Origin of the sequence: Citrobacter sp. TBCP-5362, assembly GCF_005406305.1 — a bacterium.
Lineage (GTDB): Bacteria > Pseudomonadota > Gammaproteobacteria > Enterobacterales > Enterobacteriaceae > Citrobacter_B > Citrobacter_B koseri.
On record NZ_CP040234.1, the window covers coordinates 3,286,440 to 3,300,021 of the forward strand.

A 13,582-nucleotide genomic window follows, 5' to 3' on the forward strand; every position below is an offset into this window, starting at 1 on the left:
GCGCAAGCGCCATCGGGCATTCGGTTTGGCAGGCGTCAATGATTAGAAGTCGTAACGCAGACGAACCAGGTTCATATCGCCCAGATCGTCGGTGCTGGAGGTGAATACGTGTTCGTAATCCACGCGGAAACCATAATCCAGCTGGAAGCTAATACCGACGCCATTATCAATACGCTGGTAGTTACGGCCGTTCACATATTCAATACGGTCACCCATAAAGTACGGCTGAATAGATTTCACCGCATACTGGTTGATCGGGAATTTATAACCGGCAAAGTATTCAATACCCCATGCGTCGCCCGCAAAGTAGTCATGCGAGTCTACGCGTTTGGTGGTCATGAAGTTCTGATACCAGCCGCCGCCCAGCGCGAAGGTCCAGTTATCCGGCGTCCAGCTAAGCGCAGTACCAACGATATTTTGATCGTAGTCTTTACCGTCGCCGCCGTTACCTGGGCGCATTTCCGCACGCGTATAGTTCCACGCCGTACCCCAGGTCAGATCGTCCGTGATGTGGTAATCCGCACCCAGAGAACCGCCGCCTTTACGCTTGTAGCGCAGGCCGTTGTTCGGGTTGTAATCATCGCTGAACAGATAAGACGCGTAGAGATCGACGTCGCCAACTGTTTTCTTATACTTCAGGGACTTACGGGTACGGTAAGAACCGTCGTAGTCGCCGTTGATACCGTTGCCTGGCGCCTGACCAATCATGTCATAGTCCCAGATATCGGTTTTCACGCCAACCACATCATAATAAACGCTGTTCTGTTGACCGAAAGTCAGCGTACCCCAGGTATCGCTTTTCAGACCGGTGTACAGCATACGGCGAGTGGTGTCGTTCGCGCCGTCTGCGTAGTGGTTATCCCAGTTGAACATCGCCGGGAAGTTAACGCCCAGCTCGTAGTAGCTGACCCAGCTAATGTCATCAAACAGATAGTAATCAGCCGCGAAACGGAAACGGGTGCCGCCATCGAAGCCATTACGTTTGTAACCATTTTTACCGTCGTCGCCAGCCATATTCTGGAACTGAGGACGAATACTGCCGCCAACGGTGAAGTTAAGACGGCTCAGCGGATTACCCGCCTGTGGATCTTGTTTCAGAACAGTGATTTCCGCCTGAGATGCGAAAGACGTTAATGCCACTGCCGCGCCGATCGATGCCGCCAGCGCTGTTTTTTTTATTGTCATTATATTTTCCTTGATAGATTTACCCGCCATTATTCGCACTGCCGGCAAAATACCGGCAACGTAAAAAACAACGGGCATAGCCCGCTAACTATTTAGCAATTAAATATTAACTGGTATTAATCCTGTCGTGTTGGCGGGTTTTTAATGTTTTGTGCTACTAAAAATCGAGGGGTTAACAATTCGTGCCACATAGGGAGTACACACCAGTATAAACACCGGTGCGTAATCATCACGTATATAAATTATATTATTAAAACTACACACCGGTATAAAAACCGGTGTGTGATCATCACATCTATAAATTAATTATTAAATTGGCGAAATAACGCTTTGCCTTTTAACAGACGCGCGCCGAGCCATCCGCCGCATAATGAAAGTAATAATGCGCCGCAGACGGGCAAAATAATCCACACGCGCCAGTCCGGTTCCCACGGAAAATCGAACACCTGACTTTGCAGCACCGCCAGCGCAGTTTCCGCGCCGATCGCCGCCACCAGCCCGGAGACCATACCCAGCATGGCAAATTCACACCAGAGCGTGGTGCGCAGCAGTTTTTTGCCCGCGCCTAAGGTGCGCCAGACCACCAGTTCCTGATGACGTTGACGCATTCCGACCTGAACCTGCGCCAGTAACAACAGCATGCCGCAGGCCGTGACCAGCACCACCATCACCTCCAGCGCCCGGCTGACCTGCTCCAGCACCTGACCGACCTGTTTCAGGATCGCGCCGATATCCAGCAGGCTGATGGTCGGGAACTCGCGATTAAGCTGCGTCAGCATGCCGTTGCCATTTTCCCAACGGAAGCTGGTAAGCCAGCTCTGCGGCTGCCCGTCCAGCGCGCCGGAGGGGAAGATAAAGAAGAAGTTAGGGCGCAGACTTTCCCAGTCTACTTTGCGCAGGCTGCTGACCGTCGCGCTAAAGTCCTGGGTATCGCCCATAAAGGTCACGCGATCGCCGAGTTGTATATTCAGCCGCTTCGCCAGCCCTTCCTCTATCGAGACCTCTCCCGCTTTTGGCGGCCAGCTTCCGGCGGTAATCGGGTTATGATCCGGGCGCGTATCCTGCCACGTCAGATTCAGCTCACGGTTAAGCGCTTCGTCCTGATTTCCTTCGGTCGGCAGACCATTAATCTCCGTCAGTCGCGCCCGCACGATCGGGAAGAATGCCTCCGGGATCACCTGATGCTCAGACAGGAAGGCTTTCAGCGGCACCACCTGTTCAGAAGCGATATTGATGAGGAAATAGTTCGGACTTTCCGGCGGCAGTTGTTGTTGCCAGCGATCCAGCAGATCGCCGCGCAGCACCAGAAGAAGCGCCAGCAGCATAAAAGAGAGCGAAAAAGCCGAGAGCTGGCTTAACGTGGACCACGGCTGGCGCAGCAGTCGGCTTACGGCCAGGCGCAGAGGCAGCGATGTCAACGTCATACCGCGCAGCACGTTCAACAGCATCCAGCCCAGCACACCGCAAAGTAGCGCCAGCACCACCGCGCCGGCCAGCACCGCCCACAGCAACATGCTGCCGCCCATCAACCCCGCGAGCAGCGCGACGACGACAACCGTGACCACCGGAAGATACATCTTCAGCGGCCAAACACGCGCAACCACATCACGCCGCAGCACACGCAACGGCTGCGTCGCCAGCAGCAAACGATACGGACGCAGTCCAACCAGCAAAGAAATGATGATCATCGTTCCCAGCGCCCACAGCCACGGCCAGAGGCTGGCTGGCGGCAGAACGGCGGGTAACACCGGTTTAAGAAGCACCATCAGCACGTTCTCGAACAATAACCCAATGGCGCCTCCCGTCACGGCGGAAAGAGCCAGCAGCATCCCCCACTGCCCGACGATCAGCTTGCGCAGCTGCGCCCTGCCCGCCCCCAGCGTTTTGAGGATCGCAATCAGATCGTAGCGGCTGCGGCAGTAGTGGCTCATCGCCACCGCCACGGCCGCTACAGCTAACAGCAACGTTAACAGCGCCGACAGCAGCAGGAACTGCTGCGAGCGTTCAAGCGATTTGCCCAGCGCGCCTTCATCTTGTTCCAGCCCGTACCAGCGATGTTCAGGCTTAAGCTGTGGCAATAGCCACTTTTCATAGCCGTCCAGCTGCTGCGGCGTACCGCCAAACTTATAGCGCCACGTCACGCGACTTCCCGGCTGTACTGCGCCCGTTTTTTCAACATCCGCAATGTGCATCATCAGGCGTGGAGCCATCTGGAAAGGGTTAAACCCGGAATCCGGCTCCTGTACCACCTCGCCAGCAATACGCAGCGTGGCGTCACCGACGTCGATGCTGTCACCCGTTTTCAGGTTGAGGAGCGCCATCAGTCTTGGCGCCAGCAACACGGAACCCGGCTGCGGTTTTAACCCCGGCGGATTCGTTTGCAGCTCACCGTACATCGGATAAACGTCATCCACCGCTTTGACGCTGGCCAACTGCGGCGTATCGTCCGCGAAGGTCATGGTGGCGAAGGTCATCTGTTCGCCCACTTTCAGACCGCGTTTGCGCGCCTCATCGATCCACGCCAGCGGCACTTCGCGCGAACTGCGCAGCGCCCGGTCTCCGGCCATAAAATCACGGCTTTGCTGACTTAAACCCTTTTCCATGCGGTCGCTGATATTGCCCAGCGCCAGCACGCAGGCCACCGCCAGACTCAGCGCCAGCCAGACAATCAGTAAGGAAGGTGAGCGCCATTCGCGCCAGAACCAGCGTGCAATCATGCCTCCTCCTGCAACTGCCCATCCACCAGGCGTAATCGCCGGTCGCAACGCGCCGCCAGCTGCGGGTCGTGCGTCACCAGAATCAGGGTGGTGCCATGTTCTCGATTAAGCGAAAACAGCAGATCGGCGATTTTATCCCCGGTCTGCCGGTCAAGGTTTCCCGTCGGTTCATCGGCAAACAGCACGTCTGGCCGCCCGTTGAACGCTCTCGCCAGCGCCACACGCTGCTGCTCGCCGCCGGAAAGCTGAGCCGGAAGATGATCAAGACGTTTCCCCAGGCCTAACTGTTCCAGCAACGCTTTCGCGCCATCGCGGCTTTTCCCGCTGTTCTCCCCCCGCAGCAAGGCGGGCAGTTCAACGTTTTCCAGGGCATTCAGCGTGGGAATCAACATAAAAGACTGGAAAACAAAGCCGACATGCTGCGCGCGCAGCTGCGCCCGCGCCTCTTCATCCATCGTGTGCAGAGACTGCCCGACCAGATTCACCTCGCCGCTGCTGCCATCATCCAGCCCGGCCAGAATCGCCAGCAGAGTCGATTTCCCCGATCCTGACTCGCCGATTAGCGCAATGGTCTCGGCGCGTTTGACAACCAGTTCAACTCCGGTAAGGATGGAAAGCTCATGCTCACCCTGACCGACGGACTTCTTAAGACGATGAACTTCAACAATGTTTTCCGCTGGCATTTGCCCTTCCTGTTTCTGGTCCTGTTAACGTTCCGCGCCGCCGCAGCGGACACGTTATTAATTCTGGGTGACAGCCTGAGCGCCGGATACCGCATGTCCGCCAGCGCGGCCTGGCCTGCGCTGCTTAACGACAAATGGCAGGACAAAACGCCGGTCATCAATGCCAGCATTAGCGGCGACACCTCGCAGCAAGGCCTGGCGCGTCTGCCTGCGCTGCTGAAGCAGCATCAGCCCCGCTGGGTTCTGGTCGAGCTTGGCGGCAATGACGGCCTGCGCGGTTTTCAACCTCAGCAAACCGAGCAAACCCTGCGTAAAATCCTGCTGGATGTGAAGGCCGCAAACGCCGAACCGTTGCTCATGCAAATTCGTCTGCCCGCAAACTATGGTCGCCGTTATAATGAAACCTTTAGCGCCATCTACCCACGGCTTGCCAAAGAGTTTGATATTCCGCTTCTGCCCTTTTTTATGGAAGAGGTTTATCTGAAACCACAATGGATGCAGGACGACGGTATTCATCCTAATCGCGACGCCCAGCCGTTTATTGCCGACTGGATGGCGCAACAACTAACCCCATTAGTTAACCACGACTCGTAAATCAACGGAGATCCTGACAGGTAAAGTTATGCAAAAATCGGTCTTAATTACAGGATGTTCCAGCGGAATCGGTCTGGAAAGCGCTCTTGAACTGAAACGTCAGGGTTTTCAAATTCTGGCAGGTTGCCGTAAACCCGATGACGTCACGCGGATGAACAGCATGGGATTCACCGGCGTGCTGATCGACCTCGACTCGCCGGAAAGCGTGGATCGCGCCGCAGACGACGTGATCGCCCTGACCGATAATCGTTTATATGGGATCTTTAACAATGCCGGATACGGCGTGTATGGCCCGCTTACCACTATCAGCCGCGCGCAGATGGAGCAGCAGTTTTCCGCCAATTTCTTTGGCGCGCACCAGCTCACTATGCGCCTGCTCCCTGCTATGCTGCCGTACGGCGAAGGGCGCATTGTGATGACCTCATCCGTGATGGGGCTGATCTCCACGCCAGGGCGCGGCGCCTATGCCGCCAGCAAATATGCGCTGGAAGCCTGGTCTGATGCGCTGCGCATGGAGCTGCGCCACACGGGTATTAAGGTCAGCCTGATCGAACCCGGCCCGATTCGTACCCGGTTTACCGATAACGTCAGCCAGACCCAGAGCGACAAACCGGTAGAAAATCCGGGGATTGCCGCGCGTTTTACGCTCGGGCCAGAAGCCGTTGTCGCTAAAGTCCGCCATGCTTTTGAGAGCGACAAACCGAAATTACGCTACCCGGTTACGATGGTGACGTGGGCGATCACGCTGCTGAAGCGCGTGCTGCCGGGACGCGCAATGGACAAAATTTTGCAGGGTTGAGTTGAAGCGCACGCGTCAGCCCCCATGTAAAAGAGAACCAGACATAAAGAGAGTGACTCCATGTCCGTACAAAATATTGTCAATATTAACGAATCTAACCTGCAACAGACCCTCGAACAGTCGATGACCACCCCGGTTCTGTTCTATTTTTGGTCTGAACGCAGCCAGCATTGTCTGCAACTGACGCCGGTGCTGGAAAGCCTTGCCGCACAGTACAACGGCCAGTTTATCCTCGCGAAGCTCGACTGCGACGCCGAGCAGATGATCGCCTCCCAGTTTGGCTTGCGCGCTATTCCTACCGTGTATCTGTTCCAGAACGGTCAGCCGGTCGACGGCTTCCAGGGGCCGCAGCCGGAAGAAGCGATTCGCGCGCTGCTCGACAAAGTGCTGCCGCGTGAAGAAGAGCTGAAAGCGCAGCAGGCAATGCAACTGATGCAGGAAGGCAACTACATTGAAGCGCTGCCGCTGCTGAAAGACGCCTGGCAGCTCTCTCATCAGAACGGCGAGATCGGCCTGCTGCTGGCGGAAACCCAGATTGCCCTCAACCGTACGGAAGACGCCGAAGCCGTGCTGAAAACCATTCCGTTACAGGATCAGGACACCCGCTATCAGGGCCTGGTCGCGCAGATTGATTTACTGAAACAGGCGGCCGACACCCCGGAAATCCAGCAACTGCAACAGCAGGTTGCGGACAATCCAGAAGATGCAGCGCTGGCGGCGCAACTGGCGCTGCAACTGCATCAGGTCGGGCGTAACGAAGAGGCGCTGGAGTTATTGTTCAGCCATTTGAAGAAAGATCTCGCCGCCGCAGACGGTCAGGCACGGAAAACGTTCCAGGAGATCCTCGCCGCGTTAGGCACCGGCGATGCGCTGGCGTCGAAATTCCGCCGCCAGCTGTACGCGCTGTTGTACTAATCCGCTACATTTTGCCCGATGGCGCTACGCTTATCGGGCCTACAAACGCTAAAAATACCGATCCCTCCGGCATCACATCTTCTTTAAATGCGTCACCACCAGTTGGTGGCGCGAATTATAGAATTTCCGGTAGGTTAAATAGCAGGCGATAATGGTCGACAGGCTTGCTGTGGATAGCAGCATAAAAGTCACCATTATCTGATACTTAATAGCTTTTACCGGATCGATACCGGCAAAAATCAACCCGGACATCATCCCCGGTAAGCTCACCAGCCCAACCGTTTTTGCCGAATCAATGGTCGGGATCAGCGACGCGCGAATACTGTCGCGAATAAGCCCCGCAGACGCCGTTTTCGGCGTTGCGCCCAGACTGAGCTTCTCCTGAATTTGCTGCTGCTCGCTGCTGAATCGCTGGCCCAGATTGTTGTAGCACAACCCTACCGCCACCATCGCGTTACCCGCAATCATGCCGGAAATCGGGATCACCTGCATCGGCGTAAACTCGATAGATCCTGACAATACCAGTACCGCCAGCGTCAGCCCCGCTCCGGTCGTAATCGCAATAAACGACGAGGTAAACGCTTTATCAATATATTTACTGCGTTTTTGCGCGTTATACGCCGCGTTAAAACAGATAAATAGCACCATCAATAATGTCAGGATGGCGTGATTGACGCCAAAAATGTATTTCAGAACATAGCCGACGATAACAAGCTGGATTACCGCCCGGGCAACGCTCCAGAGAATATCTTTTTCCAGTGCCAGTTTCTCTTTGTGGCTAATCAGAATAGCCACAACCACCAGCATCATCGATAACGCCAGCGACTCATTCGTTATATTATGCTCGTTCATAGGTAGCTTCCTGCATTTCTCCGGCATGAGGCTGAAGCGTAATCACATTATCCGCATGATTAATTTCATCTTTATCGTGTGTTACCCACAACACGGCAATATTTTTATCGCGAACATAGCGATGAATAATGTCATTCACATTCTCTTTATTGTGCTCATCCAGCGCACTGGTGATCTCATCCAGCAGCAGAACCTGCGGCAGAAACTGTAAATTACGGATCAATGAGATACGTTGTTTTTCCCCGCCGGAAAGCGCCGTAATGTTTTTCTGTAAAATGGTTTCCGATAGCTCAAACTGCGCCAGATCGGCGAGAAAAGCCTTCGGTTCCGGCGTTTTGTTGCGGATCTGCCAGGGGAAAATCAGGTTGTCATACACCGTATCGCCAAACAGCACTGGCGTCTGGGCGCAATAAGAGACCTGCTGGCGGTAAGTTTCGGGCTTAAGCGTAGCAATCTCTTCGCCTTCAAACAGGATATCCCCCGTATCCGGGCTGATTAATGACGCCACAATCTTTAGCAATGTGCTTTTACCGCACCCGGATGGGCCGGTAATCAGTTTAAATTCCCCGGCATTCAGCATGAAACTGATGTTATTGAGAATTTTCGTGGCGCCAGCCTGGTATCCCACCTTTCTTAGCTGGAGCAAAGGGCTGCTCTCTTTCATCTCACATCCATTTTTCACATCTTTAAAGTAAACAGTGTATCCCTGTAATTTATAAGAGGGGAACTCACTTTGATTAATCGGGTATAATTTGATTAAACAGACCGCAAAGACCGTTTTTTTACATGGACAGCACGACAGGAGGTTTATCAATGCTTATTTTTATCCCTATTCTCATTTTCGTGGCGTTGGTGATAGTCGGCGCAGGCGTCAAAATTGTCCCACAGGGATACCAGTGGACCGTGGAGCGTTTTGGCCGTTACACCAAAACCCTGCAACCAGGCCTGAGCCTGGTGGTGCCGTTTATGGACAGAATTGGTCGCAAGATCAACATGATGGAACAGGTACTCGATATCCCGTCGCAGGAGGTTATCTCAAAAGATAACGCCAACGTCACCATTGACGCGGTGTGCTTTATTCAGGTTATCGACGCTCCGCGCGCGGCCTATGAAGTCAGCAATCTTGAGCTGGCCATTATCAACCTCACCATGACCAACATCCGTACCGTACTGGGGTCAATGGAGCTGGATGAAATGCTTTCCCAGCGCGACAGCATCAACACGCGCCTGTTGCACATTGTCGATGAGGCCACCAATCCCTGGGGCGTCAAGGTTACGCGTATCGAGATCCGCGATGTTCGTCCACCGGCGGAATTGATTTCATCCATGAACGCCCAGATGAAAGCGGAACGTACCAAACGCGCCTACATTCTGGAGGCGGAAGGGGTGCGCCAGGCTGAAATTCTGAAAGCTGAGGGTGAAAAACAGTCGCAGATCCTGAAAGCGGAAGGCGAACGCCAGTCTGCCTTCTTACAGGCTGAAGCACGTGAACGTTCCGCCGAAGCGGAAGCCCGCGCCACCCAGATGGTCTCTGAAGCGATCGCCGCCGGGGATATTCAGGCGGTGAACTACTTCGTGGCGCAGAAATACACCGAAGCGTTGCAGCAGATTGGTTCGTCGGGCAACAGTAAGGTTGTCATGATGCCGCTGGACGCCAGCAGTCTGATGGGCTCCATTGCCGGGATCACCGAACTTATCAAGGACAGCACCAGCGAACGGAACAAATCATGATAGCGATGATTCTGGTTCACCCGCATATTTTCTGGCTGAGTCTTGGTGGGCTACTGCTGGCCGCCGAGATGCTGGGAGGGAACGGCTACCTGCTGTGGAGCGGTGTCGCCGCCGTGATTACTGGCCTGGTGGTCTGGCTGGTGCCGCTCGGCTGGGAGTGGCAAGGCGTTATGTTCGCCGTATTGACGCTGCTGGCGGCCTGGCTGTGGTGGAAGTGGCTGGCACGGCGCGTGCGTGAGCAAAAACCGGCTGACAGTCACCTTAATCAACGCGGGAAACAGCTGGTAGGCCACCGCTTTATTCTGGAAACCGCGCTGGTCAACGGACGCGGCCACATGCGCGTCGGCGACAGCTCCTGGCCCGTCAGCGCCGACGCGGATCTGAGCGCCGGAACGCAGGTGGAGGTGATTGCCATCGAAGGGATAACGTTGCGCATAAAGGCCGTGTGATCAACGGCGGGCTTTACCTTTGTGATGACAGCAGCCGGAAAGATTATCAATGATCGGGCAATCGGCGCTGTCATCACCCGGGCATGACTCCGCCAGGGTCAGTAATTGCGTGCGCATAGCCTGCAATTCGCTGATGTGGCGTTCAATCTCAGCGACCTTTTCCAGCGTGCGTTTTTTCACATCTGCGCTATGGCGCCCCGGATCGTTAAACAAATTCACCAGTTCACCGCACTCTTCCAGGTTAAAACCGACCTGACGCGCCTGACGCAACAGCGTTAACTCATTTAAATGCTGCTGGCTGTAAGTGCGGTATCCGTTTTCACTGCGCAGCGGCGGCGTCACCAGCCCTTTCTCTTCATAAAATCGAATAGCCTTGCTGGTTAAGCCTGTTTTTTTCGCAACATCGCTAATATTCACATCTCCCCCCCGCAGAGCATGTTGATGCCGAAGCTCATTATAACCCACATCGCCCCCATGCTATCACGGGGTGGAATGCCCCTGGCGCCTGTGCAATAAATCCTTAGCAATCCTACTGTTATGTGCGATCTCGCTCACACTTATGGTTGTCTTGCTTGCAACATATTGATACAGATCAAAGGTGCATTAATTATACACCTTTCAACCTTGAACTTGTGGATACATCTTCTATATAAACGCGAATGATAATGATGATCATTTACATACTCATAAAGGTTCTCACATGTTGCCACGGATTAGCCAACGGCCATTTATTCTTTCGGCCCTGACATTATGCGTTTCAGGTGCTGTTTCAGCAGCCACGACAACTACAGCACAACATCATAAAGTATCGGATGACGACACGTTAATCGTCACCGCTAACCGCTCAGAAAGTAGCCTTTGGGAAAGCCCGGCCACGATTCAGGTTATCGACCGCCAGGCCATACAGAATTCCACCAGCGTGTCGATTGCGGACGATCTACAGGACATCCCCGGCGTTGAGGTTACTGATAACTCTCTGGCAGGACGCAAACAGATCCGCATTCGCGGCGAAGCCTCTTCACGCGTATTAATTTTGATTGACGGCCAGGTCGTCAGCTATCAGCGCGCCGGGCAAAACTACGGCGCCGGCTTGCTCATTGATGAATCGTCGCTTGAGCGTATTGAAATCGTTAAAGGCCCCTACTCGGTGCTCTATGGCTCGCAGGCCATTGGCGGCGTGGTGAACTTTATTACGAAAAAAGGCGGCGATAAGCCGCTCGGCGGAAGCGTCAAAGCCGTTTACAACTCCGCGACCGCAGGCTGGGAGGAGTCGGCCGCCGCCTGGGGCAGCGTCGGCAACTTCGACTACCGCATTAACGGCAGTTATTCCGATCAGGGCAACCGCGACACGCCTGACGGCAGATTGCCCAACACCAATTTCCGCAACAACAGCCAGGGCGTCTGGCTTGGCTACAATCTCGATCGCCATAAATTTGGACTATCACTCGATCGCTACAAAACGTCTACCCAAACCTGGATTAGCGATGCGGATAACCAGTATGACGAATTCAGCGTCCGTATTCCGAAACTGGAACGCGAAAAGGTCGGCGTTTTCTATGACTATGATGCCGATGGCGATTACCTGAAAAAAATCCACCTCGACGCTTACAGCCAGACCATTGAGCGTAAATTTGAGAATCGGGTAAAAACCACCCAGGTCATCCCAAGCCCGATGATTCAGGCGCTGACAGTCAGCAATCAGACCAACACCAATGATAAACAGTACACGCAGGGTGTGACGTTACAGAGCAACTTCTCACTGCCAGCGAACAACGAGCTGGTTATCGGGACGCAGTATCAGCACGACAAAGTGAAGCAGGACACCAATAGCAGCACGCGTCAGACAGCGGCAACCGGCGTCTTCGATATCCAGACCAATACCCTGTCACATATTGAGGCTGAACAAGGTAACGCCTCAATATTTGCGCAAAACGACTGGCGTTTTGCCGATGACTGGACCTGGACCGTCGGCGCACGTCAGTACTGGCTCTCTTCTAAACTGAACCGTAGCGACAGTCTGAGCGGCACAACCTGGCAGTCATCCGGTGGAAAGTCAGCGCATGACGATGAGTTAGTCACCTCAACCAGCCTGCGTTACTCCGGTTTTGATAATCTTGAGCTACGCGCAGCCTATGCTCAGGGATATGTCTTCCCGACGCTGGTTCAGTTGTTTATGCAAACGTCTGCGGGCGGCAGAATCACCTATGGCAATCCTGACCTGAAGGCTGAGCACTCCAATAACTATGAACTGGGTGCGCGTTACAAAGGCAATATGTGGCTGATTGACGGGGCGATTTACTACTCCGAAGCCAAAGACTATATCGCCAGTCTTGCCTGTTCAGGGCAAGCGATTTGTAATGGCAGCAGCACCTCATCCTACTACTACGACAACATTGACCGCGCCAAAACCTGGGGGATGGAGCTGACGGCGGAATACAACGCCTGGGCCGTATCGCCTTATCTGAGCGGCAACCTGATTCGTCGTCAGTATGAAGGCGACGTGCAGAAAACCTGGGATACCGGCGAACCGATGCTGACAGGCCGCGCAGGTCTGAAACACACGCTGCTGCTCAATGCCGCGAATATCACTTCCGATCTCTTCATCCGTGCGGCATCCAGCGCCAAAGACAACACGGGAGAGACTGAAATTCGCTATCCGGGCTGGGCGACGCTTAACCTCGCCTTTAATACCGAGTTTGGTCCGCAGGATCAGTATCAGGTCAATCTGGCGCTGAACAACCTGACCGATAAACGTTACCAGACCGCTCATGAATCTATTCCAGCGGCGGGCTTTAACGCAGCGATTGGTTTTGCGTGGAATTTCTGACGATGAAGAGACTTGTCATTGGCTTACTGGCGCTGGTTAGCGCCTTCAGCGTGCAGGCGGCCGAACGACTGGTGGTGGCGGGCGGTTCTCTCAGCGAGCTTATTTTTGCGATGGGCATCGGCGATCGCGTTGTCGGGGTGGATGAAACCACCTCTTATCCCCCCGAAACCGCTGCACTGCCGCATATTGGCTACTGGAAGCAACTGAACAGTGAAGGCATTTTATCGCTGCGCCCGGACAGCTTTATTACCTGGCAGGACGCGGGCCCGCATATTGTGCTGGAGCAGTTGCGCACCCAAAAAGTCAACGTTGTCACCCTGCCGCGCGTTCCGGCCACCGTTGACCAGATGTATGCCAATATTCATGCCCTGGCGAACACACTCCAGGTTCCTGAGCAGGGCGACGCGCTGGTTAACCACATTCGCCAGCGGCTGGATCGTGTGCAGGACAGCGTGAAGGCGAAAGGCGCGCCGGTTAAGGCGATGTTTATTCTTTCTGCGGGGGGCAGCGCCCCGCAGATCGCCGGTAAGGGCAGCGTCGCTGACGCGATTCTGACCCTCGCAGGCGCGCAGAATGTCGCCCAGCATGCGCAATATAAAAGTTACAGCGCGGAATCGCTGATTGCGGCAAACCCGCAGGTGATTGTTGTGACATCACAGATGGTCGAGGGCGACATCAATCGCCTGCGCGCCATTGCCGGTATCACCCATACCTCCGCCTGGAAAAATCAGCGGATCGTCGCCATTGATCAGGCGTTGATTCTGGGGATGGGTCCCCGCGTCGCTGACGCCGTTGAAACTCTGCACCAGCAACTCTGGCCTCATTAAATG

Annotated in this window: 13 protein-coding genes; 7 read left to right on the forward strand and 6 right to left on the reverse strand. The window is 54.6% G+C overall.

The window, feature by feature from the left end:
* Positions 1–42 precede the first annotated feature (42 nt).
* The 3 genes from FD428_RS15695 to ybbA form a co-directional block, all read right to left on the reverse strand.
* Positions 43–1,185 carry a porin gene (locus tag FD428_RS15695; RefSeq protein WP_114847728.1) on the reverse strand — a complete coding sequence of 381 codons (1,143 nt, stop codon included), beginning with the start codon at positions 1,183–1,185 and terminating at the stop codon, positions 43–45.
* A gap of 302 nt (positions 1,186–1,487) precedes the next feature.
* Positions 1,488–3,902 (reverse strand): putative ABC transporter permease subunit YbbP, encoded by a 2,415-nt coding sequence (gene ybbP / locus FD428_RS15700; RefSeq protein ID WP_114847727.1) that lies wholly within the window; start codon positions 3,900–3,902, stop codon positions 1,488–1,490.
* Complete coding sequence (gene ybbA, locus FD428_RS15705; RefSeq protein ID WP_012133471.1) at positions 3,899–4,585, reverse strand: putative ABC transporter ATP-binding protein YbbA; 687 nt, start codon at positions 4,583–4,585, stop codon at positions 3,899–3,901. Before ybbA ends, ybbP begins: the two co-directional genes overlap by 4 nt.
* Between ybbA and tesA the strand changes: the two genes are divergently transcribed.
* Genes tesA through FD428_RS15720 form a run of 3 tightly spaced genes read left to right on the forward strand, consistent with a single transcriptional unit; the run spans position 4,556 to position 6,893 of the window.
* Positions 4,556–5,179, forward strand: coding sequence for a multifunctional acyl-CoA thioesterase I/protease I/lysophospholipase L1 (tesA, locus tag FD428_RS15710; protein ID WP_024130579.1), 624 nt, complete (start codon positions 4,556–4,558; stop codon positions 5,177–5,179). The genes ybbA and tesA overlap by 30 nt on opposite strands.
* A 28-nt stretch (positions 5,180–5,207) precedes the next feature.
* Complete coding sequence (locus FD428_RS15715; protein WP_101743903.1) at positions 5,208–5,978, forward strand: SDR family oxidoreductase; 771 nt, start codon at positions 5,208–5,210, stop codon at positions 5,976–5,978.
* 60 nt (positions 5,979–6,038) lie between these two features.
* Positions 6,039–6,893: a co-chaperone YbbN gene (locus tag FD428_RS15720; RefSeq protein WP_058668720.1), complete on the forward strand. Its 855-nt coding sequence runs from the start codon at positions 6,039–6,041 to the stop codon at positions 6,891–6,893.
* Positions 6,894–6,965: 72 nt separating this feature from the next.
* Here the strand turns inward: FD428_RS15720 and fetB are convergent, their stop codons facing one another.
* Together fetB and fetA are read right to left on the reverse strand one after the other, a co-directional pair.
* Entirely contained in the window at positions 6,966–7,745 is a 780-nt protein-coding gene (fetB, locus tag FD428_RS15725; RefSeq protein ID WP_047458353.1) for an iron export ABC transporter permease subunit FetB, read from the reverse strand.
* Positions 7,732–8,409 (reverse strand): iron ABC transporter ATP-binding protein FetA, encoded by a 678-nt coding sequence (gene fetA / locus FD428_RS15730; RefSeq protein ID WP_114847726.1) that lies wholly within the window; start codon positions 8,407–8,409, stop codon positions 7,732–7,734. Before fetA ends, fetB begins: the two co-directional genes overlap by 14 nt.
* Before the next feature lie 149 nt (positions 8,410–8,558).
* On the opposite strand from fetA, the gene FD428_RS15735 reads away from it, so the two are divergent.
* Together FD428_RS15735 and FD428_RS15740 are read left to right on the forward strand one after the other, a co-directional pair.
* Complete coding sequence (locus tag FD428_RS15735; RefSeq protein ID WP_012133477.1) at positions 8,559–9,476, forward strand: SPFH domain-containing protein; 918 nt, start codon at positions 8,559–8,561, stop codon at positions 9,474–9,476.
* Positions 9,473–9,925, forward strand: a complete 453-nt coding sequence (locus FD428_RS15740; protein ID WP_047458358.1) for an NfeD family protein — start codon at positions 9,473–9,475, stop codon at positions 9,923–9,925. The genes FD428_RS15735 and FD428_RS15740 overlap by 4 nt, the downstream gene beginning before the upstream one ends.
* Here the strand turns inward: FD428_RS15740 and cueR are convergent, their stop codons facing one another.
* Positions 9,926–10,342 carry a Cu(I)-responsive transcriptional regulator gene (gene cueR / locus FD428_RS15745; protein ID WP_012133479.1) on the reverse strand — a complete coding sequence of 139 codons (417 nt, stop codon included), beginning with the start codon at positions 10,340–10,342 and terminating at the stop codon, positions 9,926–9,928.
* 283 nt (positions 10,343–10,625) lie between these two features.
* Between cueR and FD428_RS15750 the strand changes: the two genes are divergently transcribed.
* Positions 10,626–12,752 carry a TonB-dependent receptor gene (locus FD428_RS15750; protein ID WP_047458360.1) on the forward strand — a complete coding sequence of 709 codons (2,127 nt, stop codon included), beginning with the start codon at positions 10,626–10,628 and terminating at the stop codon, positions 12,750–12,752.
* Between the two features lie 2 nt (positions 12,753–12,754).
* Complete coding sequence (locus FD428_RS15755) at positions 12,755–13,579, forward strand: hemin ABC transporter substrate-binding protein (RefSeq protein WP_049010046.1); 825 nt, start codon at positions 12,755–12,757, stop codon at positions 13,577–13,579.
* The last annotated feature ends 3 nt before the right edge of the window (positions 13,580–13,582 follow it).

What these genes read in the sequence shown, in the direction of transcription:
- FD428_RS15750 (WP_047458360.1), top strand. Translation starts at nt 10,626, where the DNA reads ATGTTGCCACGGATTAGCCAACGGCCATTTATTCTTTCGGCCCTGACA.
- fetB (WP_047458353.1), bottom strand. Translation starts at nt 7,745, where the DNA reads ATGAACGAGCATAATATAACGAATGAGTCGCTGGCGTTATCGATGATG.
- fetA (WP_114847726.1), bottom strand. Translation starts at nt 8,409, where the DNA reads ATGAAAGAGAGCAGCCCTTTGCTCCAGCTAAGAAAGGTGGGATACCAG.
- ybbP (WP_114847727.1), bottom strand. Translation starts at nt 3,902, where the DNA reads ATGATTGCACGCTGGTTCTGGCGCGAATGGCGCTCACCTTCCTTACTG.
- ybbA (WP_012133471.1), bottom strand. Translation starts at nt 4,585, where the DNA reads ATGCCAGCGGAAAACATTGTTGAAGTTCATCGTCTTAAGAAGTCCGTC.
- FD428_RS15715 (WP_101743903.1), top strand. Translation starts at nt 5,208, where the DNA reads ATGCAAAAATCGGTCTTAATTACAGGATGTTCCAGCGGAATCGGTCTG.
- FD428_RS15720 (WP_058668720.1), top strand. Translation starts at nt 6,039, where the DNA reads ATGTCCGTACAAAATATTGTCAATATTAACGAATCTAACCTGCAACAG.
- FD428_RS15755 (WP_049010046.1), top strand. Translation starts at nt 12,755, where the DNA reads ATGAAGAGACTTGTCATTGGCTTACTGGCGCTGGTTAGCGCCTTCAGC.
- tesA (WP_024130579.1), top strand. Translation starts at nt 4,556, where the DNA reads ATGAACTTCAACAATGTTTTCCGCTGGCATTTGCCCTTCCTGTTTCTG.
- FD428_RS15740 (WP_047458358.1), top strand. Translation starts at nt 9,473, where the DNA reads ATGATAGCGATGATTCTGGTTCACCCGCATATTTTCTGGCTGAGTCTT.
- FD428_RS15695 (WP_114847728.1), bottom strand. Translation starts at nt 1,185, where the DNA reads ATGACAATAAAAAAAACAGCGCTGGCGGCATCGATCGGCGCGGCAGTG.
- FD428_RS15735 (WP_012133477.1), top strand. Translation starts at nt 8,559, where the DNA reads ATGCTTATTTTTATCCCTATTCTCATTTTCGTGGCGTTGGTGATAGTC.